The organism is Sphingomonas sp. Leaf407 (assembly GCF_001425385.1).
Taxonomy (GTDB): Bacteria; Pseudomonadota; Alphaproteobacteria; order Sphingomonadales; family Sphingomonadaceae; genus Sphingomonas.
In genome coordinates, this window is sequence record NZ_LMQO01000002.1 from 74,928 (window position 1) to 90,189 (window position 15,262).

Annotated in this window: 21 protein-coding genes; 13 read left to right on the forward strand and 8 right to left on the reverse strand. The window is 67.9% G+C overall.

The window, feature by feature from the left end; genetic code table 11:
* The first annotated feature begins 92 nt into the window (after positions 1–92).
* The 12 genes from ASG37_RS06830 to ASG37_RS06885 all read left to right on the forward strand — a co-directional run bounded on the left by ASG37_RS06830 (position 93) and on the right by ASG37_RS06885 (position 8,459).
* Positions 93–539: an Rrf2 family transcriptional regulator gene (locus ASG37_RS06830; RefSeq protein ID WP_055757541.1), complete on the forward strand. Its 447-nt coding sequence runs from the start codon at positions 93–95 to the stop codon at positions 537–539.
* Positions 540–678: 139 nt separating this feature from the next.
* A complete protein-coding gene (locus tag ASG37_RS06835; RefSeq protein ID WP_055758640.1) occupies positions 679–1,323 on the forward strand; it encodes an NADPH-dependent F420 reductase in 645 nt (214 codons plus the stop codon).
* Positions 1,324–1,406: 83 nt separating this feature from the next.
* A complete protein-coding gene (locus tag ASG37_RS06840) occupies positions 1,407–1,829 on the forward strand; it encodes a nuclear transport factor 2 family protein (RefSeq protein ID WP_055757543.1) in 423 nt (140 codons plus the stop codon).
* 130 nt (positions 1,830–1,959) lie between these two features.
* On the forward strand, positions 1,960–2,526 hold the full coding sequence (locus ASG37_RS06845; protein WP_055757545.1) for a carboxymuconolactone decarboxylase family protein: 567 nt from the start codon (positions 1,960–1,962) through the stop codon (positions 2,524–2,526).
* Positions 2,527–2,530: 4 nt separating this feature from the next.
* On the forward strand, positions 2,531–3,736 hold the full coding sequence (locus ASG37_RS06850) for a DUF3734 domain-containing protein (protein WP_055757547.1): 1,206 nt from the start codon (positions 2,531–2,533) through the stop codon (positions 3,734–3,736).
* Positions 3,733–4,515 carry a 3-hydroxybutyrate dehydrogenase gene (locus ASG37_RS06855; protein ID WP_055757549.1) on the forward strand — a complete coding sequence of 261 codons (783 nt, stop codon included), beginning with the start codon at positions 3,733–3,735 and terminating at the stop codon, positions 4,513–4,515. The genes ASG37_RS06850 and ASG37_RS06855 overlap by 4 nt, the downstream gene beginning before the upstream one ends.
* A 22-nt stretch (positions 4,516–4,537) precedes the next feature.
* On the forward strand, positions 4,538–5,026 hold the full coding sequence (locus ASG37_RS06860; RefSeq protein ID WP_055757551.1) for a hypothetical protein: 489 nt from the start codon (positions 4,538–4,540) through the stop codon (positions 5,024–5,026).
* Between the two features lie 207 nt (positions 5,027–5,233).
* Positions 5,234–5,848 carry a YceI family protein gene (locus ASG37_RS06865; protein WP_055757553.1) on the forward strand — a complete coding sequence of 205 codons (615 nt, stop codon included), beginning with the start codon at positions 5,234–5,236 and terminating at the stop codon, positions 5,846–5,848.
* Positions 5,849–5,889: 41 nt separating this feature from the next.
* Positions 5,890–6,489, forward strand: a complete 600-nt coding sequence (locus ASG37_RS06870; RefSeq protein ID WP_200909710.1) for a cytochrome b — start codon at positions 5,890–5,892, stop codon at positions 6,487–6,489.
* Between the two features lie 13 nt (positions 6,490–6,502).
* The gene (locus tag ASG37_RS06875; RefSeq protein ID WP_055757555.1) at positions 6,503–7,063 is read left to right on the forward strand and encodes a YceI family protein; all 561 of its coding nucleotides are present in this window, start codon (positions 6,503–6,505) and stop codon (positions 7,061–7,063) included.
* Between the two features lie 10 nt (positions 7,064–7,073).
* Entirely contained in the window at positions 7,074–7,823 is a 750-nt protein-coding gene (locus tag ASG37_RS06880; RefSeq protein ID WP_055757557.1) for an SDR family oxidoreductase, read from the forward strand.
* A gap of 24 nt (positions 7,824–7,847) precedes the next feature.
* Positions 7,848–8,459 (forward strand): NAD(P)-dependent oxidoreductase, encoded by a 612-nt coding sequence (locus tag ASG37_RS06885; RefSeq protein ID WP_055757558.1) that lies wholly within the window; start codon positions 7,848–7,850, stop codon positions 8,457–8,459.
* 54 nt (positions 8,460–8,513) lie between these two features.
* Here ASG37_RS06885 and ASG37_RS06890 read toward each other — a convergent pair whose 3' ends face one another.
* Genes ASG37_RS06890 through ASG37_RS06900 form a run of 3 tightly spaced genes read right to left on the reverse strand, consistent with a single transcriptional unit; the run spans position 8,514 to position 10,389 of the window.
* Positions 8,514–8,912 carry a nuclear transport factor 2 family protein gene (locus ASG37_RS06890; RefSeq protein WP_055757560.1) on the reverse strand — a complete coding sequence of 133 codons (399 nt, stop codon included), beginning with the start codon at positions 8,910–8,912 and terminating at the stop codon, positions 8,514–8,516.
* A gap of 3 nt (positions 8,913–8,915) precedes the next feature.
* The gene (locus tag ASG37_RS06895; RefSeq protein ID WP_055757562.1) at positions 8,916–9,731 is read right to left on the reverse strand and encodes an MBL fold metallo-hydrolase; all 816 of its coding nucleotides are present in this window, start codon (positions 9,729–9,731) and stop codon (positions 8,916–8,918) included.
* 31 nt (positions 9,732–9,762) lie between these two features.
* On the reverse strand, positions 9,763–10,389 hold the full coding sequence (locus ASG37_RS06900) for a DsbA family protein (protein ID WP_082448057.1): 627 nt from the start codon (positions 10,387–10,389) through the stop codon (positions 9,763–9,765).
* 77 nt (positions 10,390–10,466) lie between these two features.
* Between ASG37_RS06900 and ASG37_RS06905 the strand changes: the two genes are divergently transcribed.
* The gene (locus tag ASG37_RS06905; protein WP_055757566.1) at positions 10,467–11,393 is read left to right on the forward strand and encodes a LysR family transcriptional regulator; all 927 of its coding nucleotides are present in this window, start codon (positions 10,467–10,469) and stop codon (positions 11,391–11,393) included.
* 21 nt (positions 11,394–11,414) lie between these two features.
* Here ASG37_RS06905 and ASG37_RS06910 read toward each other — a convergent pair whose 3' ends face one another.
* The 5 genes from ASG37_RS06910 to ASG37_RS06930 all read right to left on the reverse strand — a co-directional run bounded on the left by ASG37_RS06910 (position 11,415) and on the right by ASG37_RS06930 (position 15,140).
* Positions 11,415–12,152 carry an SDR family NAD(P)-dependent oxidoreductase gene (locus ASG37_RS06910; RefSeq protein WP_055758646.1) on the reverse strand — a complete coding sequence of 246 codons (738 nt, stop codon included), beginning with the start codon at positions 12,150–12,152 and terminating at the stop codon, positions 11,415–11,417.
* Positions 12,153–12,213: 61 nt separating this feature from the next.
* A complete protein-coding gene (locus tag ASG37_RS06915) occupies positions 12,214–13,239 on the reverse strand; it encodes an Atu2307/SP_0267 family LLM class monooxygenase (RefSeq protein WP_055757567.1) in 1,026 nt (341 codons plus the stop codon).
* Between the two features lie 16 nt (positions 13,240–13,255).
* Positions 13,256–13,864: an FMN-dependent NADH-azoreductase gene (locus ASG37_RS06920; protein ID WP_055757569.1), complete on the reverse strand. Its 609-nt coding sequence runs from the start codon at positions 13,862–13,864 to the stop codon at positions 13,256–13,258.
* A gap of 26 nt (positions 13,865–13,890) precedes the next feature.
* Positions 13,891–14,805 (reverse strand): pirin family protein, encoded by a 915-nt coding sequence (locus tag ASG37_RS06925; RefSeq protein WP_055757572.1) that lies wholly within the window; start codon positions 14,803–14,805, stop codon positions 13,891–13,893.
* Between the two features lie 29 nt (positions 14,806–14,834).
* On the reverse strand, positions 14,835–15,140 hold the full coding sequence (locus tag ASG37_RS06930) for a hypothetical protein (protein WP_055757574.1): 306 nt from the start codon (positions 15,138–15,140) through the stop codon (positions 14,835–14,837).
* Positions 15,141–15,262: the final 122 nt, after the last annotated feature.

The window sequence follows — 15,262 nt, forward strand, 5'->3', positions numbered from 1 at the left end:
GAACCGCGACGACGGGAGCCCCGATCGCAAAAAAGCCGTTGACGACCCGGATTATATGTCATAGTGACGGTGACACACAGAGGGTTCAGCCTATGCCAACCAGCAGTCGTTTCGTCGTCGCCGTCCATGTTCTCGCCGCGCTTGCGGTGGGCGATGATGCGCCGATGCGGTCGGAAGATCTGGCGCATTCCGCCAATACCGGCGCGGTCGTGATCCGGGGCCTGCTGTCGCGACTGGGACAGGCCGGGTTGACGTCCTCGCAAATGGGATCGGGCGGCGGCGCGTTGCTGGCCAAGCCAGCAGCACAGATCCGGCTTCTGGATGTGTACCGCGCTGTCGAGGATACGGAATTGTTCACGTTCCATCGCCTGCCGCCGCTTGCCGGCTGTTCGGTCGGCGGGAATATCCAGGAGGCGCTGCGCCCCACGCTCGACAAGGCGCGCCAGGCGATGGAGGACGTGTTGGCCGAAGTGACGATCGAACAGGTCGCCGCCGAGGTCGCACGGCTCGGCAAGTTCACCATTCCGCTGCGGTGGTGACATCGGTTTTTGCCTGATATGTCATAGTATCAGCGACATATCGACATTATAGGCGTGCCGGCATCGGCGCGCTGACGGGCCGGTGCCGGGGCATCGTTCCGTCATTCCATGCAACCCCGGTGACAAGAAGGATTTCATCATGACCATCGGTATCATCGGTTCGGGCGCTCTGGGTTCCAACGTCGCGCGCGCCCTTGCCAACAAGGGGCAGTCGGCGATCATCGCGAACAAGCGCGGCCCGGAATCGCTCCGGGATCTCGTCGCCGACCTCGGCGGCACGATCACCGCCGGCACGGTCGCCGAGGCCGCCGCCGCCGACATCGTCGTGCTGGCGATGCCGTGGGTCGCGCTGGAGGACGTGCTGGCCGGTCTGCCCGACTGGAACAACCGCATCGTCATCGACGGCACCAATCCCGTCCTGTTCCTCGATCCGGCGTCGCCCGAGGCGAACGATCCGGGCAATCCGCTGGCCGCCTATGGCATCAAGGCGGTCGACATCGGTGATCGCCATTCGAGCGCGATCGTCGCCGATCTGGTGCCCGGTGCGCGGCTGGTAAAGGCGTTCAACCATCTCGACGTCAACGTCCTGCCGCATCCCGAAGCCGCCGGCGGCCAGCGCGTGCTGTTCTATTCGGGCGACGATGCCGACGCCAAGGCGCAGGTCCGCGCGATCCTAGAGGCGACCGGTTTCCTGCCGGTCGATCTGGGGACGCTCGATGTCGGCGGCCCGCTCGCCTCGCTGCCGTTCGGGCCGCTTGCCACGCACAACTTCGTCCGCATCTGACCGGCCTTGCCCGTCGTCATCGCGTCGTCGCAGCGCGGCGGCATGACGATGGGCGCCCCCCGTACCCCGCAAGGATAGTCCCCATGACCACGACCCCGACCGCCGCCCAACGGCTTCGCAAGAGCCTCGACACCTTCCTCGCCCACGACATGAAGGGCTGGTCCGACCTGTGCGCCGACGACGTCGTCGCCGAATTCCCGTTCGCGCCCGACGGTTCACCTGCGCGGATCGAGGGCAAGGCGGCGCTGTATGAATATCTGCGCGGCTATCCCGACGCGATCGACATCAAATCGCTGCCGACGCTCAAGATCTACACCACCGACGATCCCGACGTCGCGATCGCCGAATGGAGCGCCTCGGGCAAGGTTCTGTCGAACGGCAATCCGTACGAGATGCGCTATGCGACCTTCGTCACGTTCCGCGATGGACGGATCGTCAGCTATCGGGAATATTGGAATCCGCAGGCGTTCATGACGGCGATGAGCGGCGCCAGCTTCGGCGGCTGATCGCGACAGCACCGGCGGCGGCGCGATGCGTCGTCGCCGGTGCCGATGATGACCGAAGCTTCACGCCCGGGTCACGCTGCGCCAACGCGGCATCGGCGATGGTCGGGGTGTTTGTGAAAGGATCCGTTTCATGCGACTTCCCCTGATCCCGCCGAGCGACCTGACGTCCGAACAGCGGCCGCTCTATGACGATATGCGAAAGGGGATCGCCGGCAACTTCAATGCCTTCCTGGTCGAACGCGACGACGGGGCGTTGATGGGTCCGTGGAATCCCTGGCTTCACGAGCCGCGGATCGGCAAGGCGATCTGGGACCTGACGCTGGCGATGACCGCCGAGGCCAGCCTGCCCGACAATGTCCGGCAGGTCGCCATTCTCGTCGTCGGGGCGCGCTTCGATGCCGCGTACGAAATCTATGCGCATATCGCGGTCGCGGAGCGGAACGGCATGACGCTCGAACGGCTCGCGACGCTGGTCGCCGGCGTGAAGCCGACCGACTTCGCGCCCGACGAAAGCATCGCGTACGACTTCGCCTATGCGCTCGTCCGTGGCGGCGTCCTGCCCGAACCGCTCTACCGCCTGGCGGTGCAGACCTTCGGCCAGCATGGCACCAGCGAGCTGATCTATCTCGTCGGGTTGTACAGCCTCGTCTCGACGACGCTCAACGGCTTCAATGTCCCGGTGCCCGAACGTGAGTAGGGGCATGCGGCACGGGACGCGCGCGCCGGCCGCCACCGCCTGCGCCACGGCGACGCCGTTCCCGAGCATCGCGCTGCTGTTGCAGGGGGGCGGTGCGCTCGGTGCCTATCAGGCTGGCGTCTATCAGGCGTTGTCGGAACACGGGATCGAACCGACCTGGGTCGCGGGCATCTCGATCGGCGCGATCAACAGCGCGATCATTGCCGGCAACGCCCGCGAACACCGGATCGATCGATTGCGCGCCTTCTGGGAAGGGGTGTCGGGCGGGTCGAGCGGCTGGGCGGACTGGATGCCGCATCTGGTCCATGACCATCATGTTCGCGGCTGGGTGAACCAGATCGCGGCGGGCGGAACGGTGATGAACGGCGTGCCCGGCTTTTTCGCGCCGCGCTTTCCCCCGCCGCCGTTTCAGACCGCCGGCACCGCTGGCGCGACCAGTTGGTACGATACCAGCGCCCTGCGTTCGACGCTGGAGCGGCTGATCGATTTCGACCGGATCAATTCGCGCGACATGCGCTTCAGCGTCGGCGCGGTGAACGTCCGCACCGCCAACTTCGCCTATTTCGACAATGCCACCGACACGATCCGCGCCGACCATGTCATGGCGTCGGGCGCGCTGCCGCCGGGGTTTCCGGCGGTGGAGATCGACGGCGAGCAATATTGGGACGGCGGCATGGTGTCCAACACGCCGCTCGACTGGGTGCTGTCCGCGCCCTCCGATCTCGACACGCTGATCTTTCAGGTCGACCTGTGGAGCGCGGCGGGTCTCGTGCCGCGCGATCTCGCCTCGGTCGCGGTGCGGATGAAGGAAATCCAGTTTTCCAGTCGCACGCGGGCCGCGACCGACACGTTCCGCGAACTGCAGACCTATCGCGCGGCGTTCAACACGCTGTTCAACCATCTGCCGGACGCGCTGAAGAACAGTCCCGAGGCGCAGTTGCTGGCCGCGGCATCGGACCCGGCCGCGTACAGCATCGTCCAGCTCGTCTACCGCTCGCCGACGTACGAGGGTGATTCGAAGGATTATGAATTCTCGCGCCAGACGATGGAGGATCACTGGCGCACCGGATACGAGAATGCGCTGACCACGCTCGCGCATCCCGAAATACTCGTGCCGCCGACCGAGCCGCCCGGCGTCGCGGTCCATGATTTCCTGACCCCCCGGGCCGGGGCGCAGCCCCGTTCCGCAACAGCGAAAGATCCGACATGACTCTTCAGGACAAGGTCGCCGTCATCACTGGCGCCGCCAGCGGCATCGGCAAGGATATTGCCAAGCGCTTCCTCGAGGCGGGCGCGAAGGTCGCGATCGCCGACCTGGACATCGACGCGGCGAATGCCACCGCGCTGGAGTTCGACCCCGATGGCACCCGTGCGATGGGCGTCGCGATGAACGTCACCGACGAAGCGCAGGTCGACGCCGGTATCGAGGCGGTCGCCGCCCGGTTCGGCGGAATCGACGTGCTGGTGTCGAACGCCGGTATCCAGATCGTCGCGCCGATCGACCAGTTCGCCTTCGCCGACTGGAAGAAGCTGCTCGCCATCCATCTTGACGGTGCCTTCCTGACGACACGCGCCTGTCTGCGCCACATGTATGCGCAGGGACGCGGCGGCAGCATCCTCTACATGGGGTCGGTCCATTCGAAGGAGGCATCGAAGCTGAAAGGCCCCTATGTGACCGCCAAGCACGGGCTGATCGGACTGGCCAAGGTCGTCGCCAAAGAGGGTGCCGAACATGGTGTCCGCGCCAACGTCATCTGCCCCGGCTTCGTCCGCACCCCGCTGGTGGAAAAGCAGATTCCGGAACAGGCCAGGGCACTGGGCATCAGCGAGGACGCGGTGATCCGCGACGTGATGCTGAAGGAAACGGTCGACGGCGAGTTCACGACCGTCGACGATGTCGCGGAAACGGCGGTATTCCTCGCCGGTTTCCCGACGAACGCGCTGACCGGGCAGTCGATCGTGGTCAGCCACGGATGGTTCATGCAGTGACCAGCCTGTCGGTCGCGACGCGATGACCCCGTATCTGCCACTCCTCAGCGTCACGGTCGGCGCGATCCTCGCGACCACCGGCGGGTTCATTTCCGGCCGGTTGGCCGCGAGGGTCGAGCAACGTCGCCGCGCGCGGTTCGCGGCAACGATCGGGCGCGAGGTGCTCGCCTCGCTGCAGCATGTCGTCGTCCTGCTCAACGACGTCCATGATCGGGGCGATCCGTTCGGGCGGCTGACGATGCGCCTGATCCGGTCCGCGCGCCGCGAGGTCGAATTATACGAGCGCAACCGCGAGGCGATGTTCGAGGTCGGCGACGACGAGCTTCGGTTCCAACTGCACGACCTGATGACCCGGCTGGCGATCACGCTCGATTTCCTCATCGATGAAAGCCAGGACAAGGAAAGCGAGGTGGCCCGTCATGCCGTCGCGATGGCCGAGGCGTTCGACGTCTTCCAGCGACATTGCGCTGACATAGCGCCGATGATCGGGCGGTTGCAGCGCCATATCTGACGGGTGCCGTTCCCCCGGTGCCGCATGGCCTCGGTCATCGGATGGCCCGTCCCCGAACACGCCGGCACCGGCGGATGCCGACACCATTCGATTATATCGAACCTATCGGTCGAAACTAATCGGGTGGTCGGGACGCAGCCGAACGATCATTTGAGGTGCAGCAACGGTTCCGCGATCGGACGGCGGGCCGGATGAAGGGGAATAGTCATGAAGCATGTCATCACCGCAGCGCTGTCGATGGTTGCGCTCGCCGCCGCATCGGCCACCATCGCGCAGACCGCGCCTGCCGCCGCCCCCGCCACGGTGAAGGCGGGCACCTACACCGTCGAAACCTATCACACGCTGGTCCGGTTCGGTGTGAACCACTTCGGCATCAACGAATTCTTCGGCACCTTCCCCGGTGCGACGGGCACGCTGACGATCGATCCGAAGAACCTCGCGACCACGAAACTCGACGTGACCGTGCCGGTGGCGACGGTATCGACCACCAACGCGACACTCGACAAGGAACTAGTGAGCGCCGACTGGCTCGACGCGGCGAAGTTTCCGACCATGCGCTTCGTGTCGACCGGGGTGACGCGGACCGGCCCTGCGACCGCCAACGTCGCGGGCAAGCTGACGCTGCACGGCGTGACCAGGCCGGTCGTGCTGAAGGCGACGTTCAACGCCGCGGCCACCAACCCGATGAGCAAGGCCTATACGCTGGGTTTCAAGGCAACCGGCGTCATCAAGCGGACCGAGTTCGGCGTCAGCAAATACGCTCCCCTCGTTAGTGACGAGACGACGTTGACGATCAGCGCCGCGTTCGAACTGAAATCCTGATTTCCCGTTCAACCCTACCCCGTCCGGCGCGGCCGGTCGGGGTGGGCCAGCTCGAAAGCCTCGCCATGCGCACCCGCTACTCCGTCGTCGCCATCCTGCTTCACTGGGTGATCGCCGTGCTGATCCTCGCCAATCTGCTGCTCGGCTGGCGGATGGGGTATCTGACTGGCATGGACCAGTTCGCGATGTTCCAACTGCACAAGTCGATCGGCATCACCGTGCTGGTGCTCAGCGTGGCGCGGCTGGCGTGGCGGCTGCTCAACCCGCCGCCGCCGTCGGTCGCACCGATGAAGCCGTGGGAGCACCGGGTCGCGAATGCCACCCACTGGTTTTTCTATACGCTGATGATCGGCATGCCGCTGACCGGGTGGGCGATGGTGTCGGTCAGCCCGTACAACATCCCGACCCTGTTGTGGAAAACCATCCCGTGGCCGCATATCGGCTTCCTCCATGCGATGGACGCTGCCGGCAAGGCGCGGGTCGAGGCGGTCGGCGGCAATATCCACCTGTACCTCGCGCTGGGCGGCGCGGCGTTGATCGCGCTGCACGTCGCCGCCGCGCTCAAGCATCAGTTCATCGCGCGCGACGGGGTCCTCGGCCGGATGGTGCCGGGCCTGCGCAGCACGCCCCATTCGCTCTGAAGGAGCCTCTCCCATGCGTTACCTTCCTCTCGCCGCCATCGCCCTGATCGCCGCCCCGGCGGTCGCCGCGCCCGCCCCGTCGTGGACGATCGACAAGACCCGATCGCAGGTCGGCTTCGTCGCCAGCATGGGCGGGCAGGCGATCAACGGCAGCTTCAAACGCTTCGACGCGCGGATCGCGTTCGATCCCGCCAACCTGCCCGGATCGAGCGTGACCGCCGTGATCGACACCGCGTCGGCCACCACCGGCGACGCCTCGCGCGATCAATCGCTGCCGACGCCCGACTGGTTCAACGTCAAGGCGTTCCCGCGCGCGACCTTCGCATCGAAGGCGTTCAAGAACCTCGGCGGCAACCGCTACCAGGCGGCGGGCACGCTGACGATCCGCGGCGTCGCGCGGCCGGTGGTGCTGCCGTTCCAGCTCGTGATCGCCGGCAATGTCGCGCAGATGCGGGGCACGCTGACGATCGACCGGCGGTGGTTCGGCGTCGGGCAGGGACAGTTCGCCAGCCCGGATTCGGTCGCGGCGAACGTGAGGATCAACATCGCGATCCATGCCCGCAAGGCAGGGTGAGGACTTCGTCATGAAGCAGAGCGGCAACACCATCCTCATCACCGGTGGCGGATCGGGCATCGGCGCGGCGCTGGCGCACCGGTTCCACGACCGTGGCGATACCGTCATCATCGCCGGGCGGCGACAGGCCGCGCTCGACGACGCGGCGGCAGGGCGCGGGAACATCCACACGACGACGCTCGACGCGGACGATCCCGCCGCGATCGCGGCGTTCGCGCGGGACCTGACCGCGCGCTTCCCCGCGCTGAACGTCCTTATCAACAATGCCGGCATCATGCGTGTCGAGCCGCTCGACACCGCGCGCGACCTGACCGATGCGGCGGCGACGATCGCCACCAACCTGCTCGGCCCGATCCGGATGACCGACGCGCTGATCGACCATCTGGTCGCACGCGGCGACGGGCTGGTGGTCAACGTCACCTCGGGCCTCGCGTTCGTGCCGCTGGTGACGACGCCAACCTATTCGGCGACCAAGGCGGCGATGCACTCCTATACCGTGTCGCTGCGCCATGCGCTGGCGGGCAAGGTCGAGGTGATCGAACTGGCCCCGCCCGCGGTGCAGACCGAACTCACCCCCGGCCAGTCGACGCGCGAGGGCTATCAGCCGCTCGACGACTTCGCCGACGAGGTGCTGGCGCTGTTCGCACAGGAGCCGACCCCGGCCGAGATCCTCGTCCAGCGCGTCCATCCCCTGCGCTTCGCCGGGCGCGACGACCGGTTCGCGGCGACGCTGGAGCGGCTGAACGGCGCGGCGCACTGATTTTCAACCACAAGGACTGACATCATGACGAAGGTCGCACTCATCGGCGCATCGGGACAGGCCGGCTCGCGCATCCTGCAGGAATTGTCCGACCGCGGGCATCACGTCACCGCGATCGCGCGCCACCCGGACAAGATCGCGGCGCTGCCGAACGTCACCGCGCAGCGCGGCGACGTGGCCGATGGCGGCGCGCTGGCGGCGCTGTTGCGCGGACATGACGCGGTGGTCAGCTCGGTGCATTTCTCCGTCACCGATCCCGCCGCGCTGATCGGCGCGGTCCGGGCGTCGGGGGTGAAGCGCTATCTGGTGGTCGGCGGCGCCGGCAGCCTGGAGGTCGCGCCCGGCGTCCGCCTGATCGACTCGCCCGACTTCCCCGAGGCGTACAGGGCGGAGGCGAGCGCGGGCGCGGCTTTCCTCGACCTGCTGCGCGGCGAGACGGAGCTGGAGTGGACGTTCCTGTCCCCCTCCGCGATGTTCGTCGCGGGCGAGCGGACCGGCGTGTTCCGGCTGGGCAAGGACACGCTGCTTACGAACGACGGGGGTTCGAGCATCTCGTTCGAGGATTACGCCATCGCGCTGGTCGACGAGATCGAACGCCCCGCGCATGTCCGGCAGCGCTTTACGGTCGGGTATTGAACGGGCGGCCGATACGACAGGCGACCGGCGGCATCGCGGCCGCCGGTCCGCCCCTCAGCGATCCGGCGACAGCGCCGCCATCACGGTCGCGCTGTCGACATATTGCTCCATCGTCACGATCCTGCCGCCCTCCAGCCGATAGAGGTGTGCGAAGGTCGCGGTCATCGCCTTGCCGGTGGCGCGGTACGTTCCCGAATAGACGCCGAACGCCGCGACGCGGTCGCCGTCCTCCAGATAGGTGTGGACCTCGGCCTTGTACCCCTCCCACTCGGTGCCGAGCCGGTGGAACACGCCCGCAACGATCGCGTCGTAGCCGACATAGGTGCCGGCATAGGGGAACCCCGCCGCCTCGGTCCAGGTCGCGTGCGGCGCCAGCGCGGCCTTCAGGTTCGCGCCGTTTTCCTCGGATGAGCCTTCATAGGTGGCGCGGATGATGTCCTTGTTGCTCGCCATGGTTCAACCCCACGCCATTTCGCCGGTCGCGACCTTCGCGCCGACCTGCAACGCCACGCCCATTCCGGCATCGGGATAGCGCGCGGTCATCGCCGCGATCAGCGTCGCGCTGTCGGGCTGCTTGGCCAGTTCCTCCTCGAACGCGCGCAGGTAATCGCGGGTGTAGGTCAGCGCGGCCGCCCCGGTCGGCGCGTCGGGGGTCATGTGCCCCGGCACCACGACCGCGGGATCCCGCGCCAGCATCGCGTCGAGCTGCGCGATCCACGCGGCGCGCCCCGCCGCGCTGTTGGTGTCGGCGGTCCAGACATGGACGCCCGAGAACACCAGCACCCCGCCGACGATCGCCGACAGCGACGGCACCCACAGATACCGCCGGTTGGCGAGGCCGTCGGCGGCGACGATCTCGACCCGCTCGCCATCGACGGTCAGCGCGGTGTCGGCGAACGGCGTCGGCATGACCACATCGTCCAGCGTCTTCGGCCCGTTGTCACCGAGCTGCGGCCCCCAGGTCGCGAGCTTCTTCTCGACGTTCGCCTCGATCGCGGCGATCGTCTCGGGCGCGGCCAGCACGCGCGCGTCGGGGAACGCCGCCTTGATCGGTGCCAGGCTGAAATAATAATCGGGGTCGCTCTGGCTGATATAGATGGTGGTCAGCGTCCGCCCCGTCGCGGCGATTGCCTCCGCCAGCGCGCGTCCGTCGGGCAGGGTGAAGCCGCCATCCACCAGCACCGCCTCGGTCGCGCCCCACAGCAGCACCGGCGCGCGGAAGAAGCCGTGCTCGCCGGCGGGAAAGGATTGCCAGTGGAGGGTGTCGGTCATGGTCTGTCTCCGGTGAGGATGTGAAAGCGGGTCAGGCGGCGAGAAGCGACAACGGGTCGCGGTACAGAAGGTTCGTGTCGATCGGGGTCAGCGTGTCGCCGTCGATCCGCAACAGTGCGGGGACGCCGCGCAGGCCGTGCGCGCGCAGGATCGAGCCGGCGCGCTCCAGCCGCTGGCGAGTGGCGGCGCGCAGGTCGGGCGCGTCCGCGACCAGTGCGACCGCCGCCGGCTCCAGCCCGGCGGCGCGCAGCAGGTCCGCCAGCACGCCGGTGTCGGCAATATTCCGCCCGTCGCGATAGCGCGCGCGCTGGATCAGGCCGAGCAGCGCGAGTTCGCGGTCGGGCGCGGTGCGCGCGACCGCGGTCAGCGCCAGCGTCGCGGGGCCACTGTCGAGCCGCACGTCGTCGCCGCCGGTGATGCGCGCGCGATAGGCGTCGCCGAACGTCGCGCCGGTGGCGGCGCCGATCGCACGGTCGCTGGTCAGGATGTGCGTCGCCATGCCCCGGTCGAGCGTCCGTGCGCCCGCACCGGCGAACAGGCCGGTGGGCAGCGGCTCGACCGCCGCGCCGGGCTGCGCGGCCAGCGTCGCGATGGCATCCGATGCGCCGTAGCACCAGCCGCACATCGGGTCGAAGAGATAAAGGAAACGGGTCGTCATGTGACGGTTCTCCATGCTGGTGGAGATATGCGCGCAACCGATTGCCGGCGCTAGATCGACGATCTATCCATCACCATATGCCAGCAGCATACAATCCACGCGCTGCCGCCAATCACGGCATCAACAACCTGAAACGGCTCGCCTATTTCGCCGAGGTGGTCGAAACCGGGTCGTTCACCGCTGCGGCCGCGCGGCTGGGAATCACCAAGGCGGTGGTCAGCAGCCAGGTCGCCCGGCTGGAACAGGCGTTCGAAACCACGCTGCTGGTCCGCACGACCCGCAGCGTCCGGCCGACCGAGGAAGGGCGGATCTTCTACGAACGCTGCGCCCGGATCCTGTCGGAAGCGCAGGCGGCGTTCGACGGGCTGGTGGCGGGGGACGGCGCGCCGACTGGGCTGTTGCGGCTGACCGCGCCGCTCGATTACGGCGTCGCGATGGTGGTGCCGGCCATCGCCGTATTCCGCGAACGCTTCCCGGCCTGTACCGTCGATCTGGTGCTGAGCGATGCGACGCTCGATCCGGTCGGCAGCGACATCGAACTCGCGATCCGGGTCGGCTGGCTGACCGACAGCGCGCTTCGCGCGCGGCGGATCGGGACGTTCGGGCAGGTGCTGGTCGCCGGCCCGGACCATGGGGTCGCGCCGGACGCGACGCCCGCGGACCTCGCGGCGCTGCCGTTCGTCGCCAACAGCAACCTCGGCGATCCGCTCGGCTGGACGTTCCGGTCGGATAGTGGCGCGGCGCAGGCGGTGCGCTTCGCGACGACGCTGGCGATCAGCGCGACGATCGGCGTGCTGCAGGCGGCGCGCGACGGGGCGGGACTCGCGATCCTGCCCGATTTCGCGGTGGCGGGCGATCTGGCGAGCGGACGGCTGGTGCGGCTGCTGCCCGGCTGGCAGCTCGATCGCGGCGGCGTCCATGCGGTGATGCCGGGGACGCGCTTCCGCCCCGCGCGCGTCACCGCGTTCCTCGACATCCTGGCCGAGCGCGAACGGCGGCGCTGACGCCGGCCGGGCGGCAGGGACTCAGGAAATCTTGTACTGCCCGCCATCGACCGGAAGCGCCTGTCCGGTGATGAAGGCGGCATCGTCGCTGGTCAGGAAACAGACCGATCCCGCGATGTCGGACGGCTCGGCGAACCGCTTGATGGCCTGATGCTGCCAGGTCTGGCGTTTGGCTTCCTCGGGCATGTCCTGCGTCAACCGGGTGTTCGTGATCGCCGGCAGGATCGCGTTCACGGTGATGCCCGAATCGGCGACGTCGTTGGCCAGCCCGCGCACGAAGCCAATCACCCCCATCTTCGACGCCATGTAATGGCTCATGCCCGTGATCGCGAGGCCGATCGAGTTGGACGATATGTTGACGAAACGGCCCCAGCCGTTCGCGCGCATCTGTGGCACGAACTGCTTCGCGCTGAAGAAATGGGAGTCGAGATTGATCCGGAACATCCGCTGCCACGTCGCATAGTCGAGATCGTCGATCGCCTTGGGCGCGCCGATGCCCGCGTTGTTGACGACGATGTCGGTCCGGCCGAACCTGGCACGGACCTGCTGGTCGATGCGTTCCCAGTCCGCCGGCGACGACACGTCTGCGGTGGCGATCAGCGTTTCGCTGCCGATTAGCGCGGCGGTTTCATGCGCCGCCTCCCTATCCAGCAGGACGAGCCTGGCGCCGCGCTCGGCGAGCTGGATGGCGATCGCCTGGCCGATGCCGCGCGCGGCACCGGTGACGATGGCGACGCGACCTTCGTGGCTTGGTTTCATCATATGTTCCTTCAAGGCGAGGGGAGATCGTTCGGAACGGTCGAAGCGATCGGAAAACGCGCTAACCGTGCAGCCGTGGTCGCACCGCCTGCCCGAGCAGCTCGATCGAGCGCAGCATCGCCGGCTGGTCGCGCGCGGCCGAACTCATCTGGAACGTCACCCGGTCGATGCCGCCCAGATCGCGGTCGGCCTGCTGCAACTGCGCGACCACCGTGTCGGGGCTGCCGATCAGGAAGGCGCCGCGCGGCCCGGTCATCTGGTCGTATTGCGCGCGGGTCGCCGGCGGCCAGCCGCGCTCCGCGCCGACCTTGGTGAACATATATTGCCAGCCGGGGAAGAAGGCGTCGCGCGCCGCGCCATCGCTGTCGGCGACGAAGCCCAATGCGTGGACCCCGACCTTCAGCACCTCCGGCGCGTGCCCCGCCGCCGCCCCGGCGCGGCGATACAGGTCGACCAGCGGGCGGAAGCGCGCGATCTCCCCGCCGATGATCGCGATCATCAACGGCAGGCCGAGCGTGCCGGCGCGCACGAACGACTGCGGCGTACCGCCGACGCCGAGCCAGACCGGCAGCACCGGTTGTTGCGGGCGCGGATAGATGCCCTGTCCGCCGAGCGACGCGCGGAATTTGCCCGACCAGTGGATGCCGGCGCGCTCGCGGACCCTGAGCAGCAGGTCGAGCTTCTCGGCGAACAGCGCATCGTAATCGTTCAGGTCGAACCCGAACAGCGGATAGGCCTCGACCGACGATCCGCGCCCGACCACCATTTCGGCCCGGCCGCGCGAGATCAGGTCGAGCGTCGCGAACTCCTGGAACACGCGCACCGGATCGGCGGCGCTCAGCACGGTGACCGCGCTGGTCAGCCGGATCGTCTGCGTCCGCGCCGCCGCGGCGGCGAGGATCACCGCGGTCGCGCTGTCGAGATAGTCGGCGCGGTGGTGTTCGCCGACGCCGAACACGTCCAGCCCGGCGCGGTCCGCCGCGACGATCTCATCGAGCAGGAACGCCATGCGGTCCGCGTCCGAGATCGGCGGCTCCTCCCCCAGCGCGGCGGAGGTGGCGGCGAAACTGTCGATGCCGATTTCCATGATGTGTCCCTCCCGATCAGGCGGTCAGCGCGGCGATCGCCGCCTCGGCCTGCGCCATCCCGGCCGCGCGCTGGTCCGGGCCGACCGACAGGCCTTCGGCGACGATCGCCTCGGCGGTCAGGCCGATGAAGCCGAACGCGGTCTTCAGATGCGTCTCGGTATGTTCGAACGACGCGATCGGCGAGTCGCCGCTGTAGACGCCGCCGCGCGCGATCGTCAGGAGGATGCGCTTGCCCGGCACCAGCCCGACCGGCTTGCCGTCGATATAGTTGAACGTCTTGCCGGCGACGAGGATACGGTCGATCCACGCCTTCAACTGGCTGGGCATCCCGAAATTGTAGAGGCCGGCACCGATCACGACGATGTCGGCGGCAAGAAATTCCTCCAGCACCGCCGCGCCCAGCGCAATATCGGCCTGCACCTCGGGCGTGTGATCCGCCTCCGCGCTTCGCAGCGCCGCCAGATAGCCACCCGACAGATGCGGGATCGGGTCGGCGGCGACATCGCGATAGGTGACGTGCAGGTCGTCGCGGCCGGCGGTCAGTTGCGCCACCGTGGCGGCGGACAACTGGCGGCTGGCCGAATAGGCGCCGAGGATGCTCGAATCGATGTGCAGGATGTTCATGGCGTGGGTCCTTTGAAGAAGGTGGATCAGGCGGCGCGGCGCAGCGGCGTTTCGGGGAGGGGAATGAAGTCGACTTCGTCACCGGGCACGCCGGGGAAGCGGCGGTGGCGCCAGTCGTCGGCGGCCTGGTCGATGCGGTCCTGCCGGCTGGAGACGAAGTTCCAGAAGATGTGGCGCGGCCCGTCGAGCGGCTCGCCGCCCATCAGCATCAGCCGGGTGGGGCCGTCGGCGTGGAGGACGATCTCCGCACCGGGGCGGAACACGACTAGTTCGTCCTTGCCGAAGCTGCCGGTCTGGCCCTGAACCGCGATCCGGCCCTCGACGACATAGACCGCGCGTTCGATGTGGCGGCTGTCGACCGCGAACCGCCGCCCCGCCTGCAATATGACATCGGCATAGAGCGTGTCGGAGAACAGCCGGGTCGGGGCGGTCCGTCCGCCGAAGCTGCCCGCGAGCAGACGCAGTTCGAGGCCGGTATCGCTCAGGACCGGAACGTCGCCCGCCGCGACATGCTGGAACCCGGGATCGGTTTCCTCCAGCGCTTGCGGCAGGCCGAGCCACGCCTGGAACCCGAACATCGTTTCGGTCCGCGCCCGGGCTTCGGGTCCGCTGCGTTCGGAATGGACGATGCCGCGACCCGCGGTCATTAGATTGACCTCGCCGGGGCGGATCGTCTGCGCATAACCCGCGCTGTCGCGATGCTCGCTCTCGCCCGCGATCAGATAGGTCAGCGTGCTCAGCCCGATATGCGGATGCGGGCGGGTGTCGGCGCCCTGGCCGGGGCCGAGCACGACCGGGCCGAACGCATCGAGGAACACGAACGGCCCGACCATCCGCCGCTTCGCCGACGGCAGCGCACGGCGGACCGAGAAGTCGCCAAGGTCGCGCGTGGCGGGCAGGATGATCTGTTCGACCGGACCGGTCTGGGAGGCGAAGGTCATCGGGGGTCTCCGGTGGAAAGGATCGGGGATCAGTGGATCGACAGTGCCGCCAGCGCGGCAACTTGATGCGGGTTGAAGCCGTGCGCGATCAGCGTCGGCGCGATCGCATCGGCCGGGCGGCGGAAGCGCCGCGTGTCTTGCAGGAAGGCGCGGATCGCGGCGGTGCGCGGATCGACCGGCGCTGCCGCCGGCGCCTTGCCGGTGAGGACCGTACGCACCATCCGCGTGACCGTGGCGAACAACGGCACCGGCGCATCTTCGTCCAGCGCCAGCGCGGCGGCGACGGTGGACCATTCGGTGGTGGTCAGGGGCGGCAGGTCGGGCTGGCGGGTCATGGGACGATCCGGTGTGGTGCGTTGCGTTGACCCCGAGATATGCCGGCACGGCATTCGCAAAAACCGGCCAAGTTTCGATCGGTTCGTTCGATGAAATCGACATGTTTGGCATGGCCGCACTT

Excerpts from the sequence above, each read along its gene's own strand:
- ASG37_RS06830 (WP_055757541.1), top strand. The coding sequence starts at position 93 with ATGCCAACCAGCAGTCGTTTCGTCGTCGCCGTCCATGTTCTCGCCGCG.
- ASG37_RS06835 (WP_055758640.1), top strand. The coding sequence starts at position 679 with ATGACCATCGGTATCATCGGTTCGGGCGCTCTGGGTTCCAACGTCGCG.
- ASG37_RS06840 (WP_055757543.1), top strand. The coding sequence starts at position 1,407 with ATGACCACGACCCCGACCGCCGCCCAACGGCTTCGCAAGAGCCTCGAC.
- ASG37_RS06845 (WP_055757545.1), top strand. The coding sequence starts at position 1,960 with ATGCGACTTCCCCTGATCCCGCCGAGCGACCTGACGTCCGAACAGCGG.
- ASG37_RS06850 (WP_055757547.1), top strand. The coding sequence starts at position 2,531 with ATGCGGCACGGGACGCGCGCGCCGGCCGCCACCGCCTGCGCCACGGCG.
- ASG37_RS06855 (WP_055757549.1), top strand. The coding sequence starts at position 3,733 with ATGACTCTTCAGGACAAGGTCGCCGTCATCACTGGCGCCGCCAGCGGC.
- ASG37_RS06860 (WP_055757551.1), top strand. The coding sequence starts at position 4,538 with ATGACCCCGTATCTGCCACTCCTCAGCGTCACGGTCGGCGCGATCCTC.
- ASG37_RS06865 (WP_055757553.1), top strand. The coding sequence starts at position 5,234 with ATGAAGCATGTCATCACCGCAGCGCTGTCGATGGTTGCGCTCGCCGCC.
- ASG37_RS06875 (WP_055757555.1), top strand. The coding sequence starts at position 6,503 with ATGCGTTACCTTCCTCTCGCCGCCATCGCCCTGATCGCCGCCCCGGCG.
- ASG37_RS06880 (WP_055757557.1), top strand. The coding sequence starts at position 7,074 with ATGAAGCAGAGCGGCAACACCATCCTCATCACCGGTGGCGGATCGGGC.
- ASG37_RS06885 (WP_055757558.1), top strand. The coding sequence starts at position 7,848 with ATGACGAAGGTCGCACTCATCGGCGCATCGGGACAGGCCGGCTCGCGC.
- ASG37_RS06890 (WP_055757560.1), bottom strand. The coding sequence starts at position 8,912 with ATGGCGAGCAACAAGGACATCATCCGCGCCACCTATGAAGGCTCATCC.
- ASG37_RS06895 (WP_055757562.1), bottom strand. The coding sequence starts at position 9,731 with ATGACCGACACCCTCCACTGGCAATCCTTTCCCGCCGGCGAGCACGGC.
- ASG37_RS06900 (WP_082448057.1), bottom strand. The coding sequence starts at position 10,389 with ATGACGACCCGTTTCCTTTATCTCTTCGACCCGATGTGCGGCTGGTGC.
- ASG37_RS06905 (WP_055757566.1), top strand. The coding sequence starts at position 10,467 with ATGCCAGCAGCATACAATCCACGCGCTGCCGCCAATCACGGCATCAAC.
- ASG37_RS06910 (WP_055758646.1), bottom strand. The coding sequence starts at position 12,152 with ATGAAACCAAGCCACGAAGGTCGCGTCGCCATCGTCACCGGTGCCGCG.
- ASG37_RS06915 (WP_055757567.1), bottom strand. The coding sequence starts at position 13,239 with ATGGAAATCGGCATCGACAGTTTCGCCGCCACCTCCGCCGCGCTGGGG.
- ASG37_RS06920 (WP_055757569.1), bottom strand. The coding sequence starts at position 13,864 with ATGAACATCCTGCACATCGATTCGAGCATCCTCGGCGCCTATTCGGCC.
- ASG37_RS06925 (WP_055757572.1), bottom strand. The coding sequence starts at position 14,805 with ATGACCTTCGCCTCCCAGACCGGTCCGGTCGAACAGATCATCCTGCCC.
- ASG37_RS06930 (WP_055757574.1), bottom strand. The coding sequence starts at position 15,140 with ATGACCCGCCAGCCCGACCTGCCGCCCCTGACCACCACCGAATGGTCC.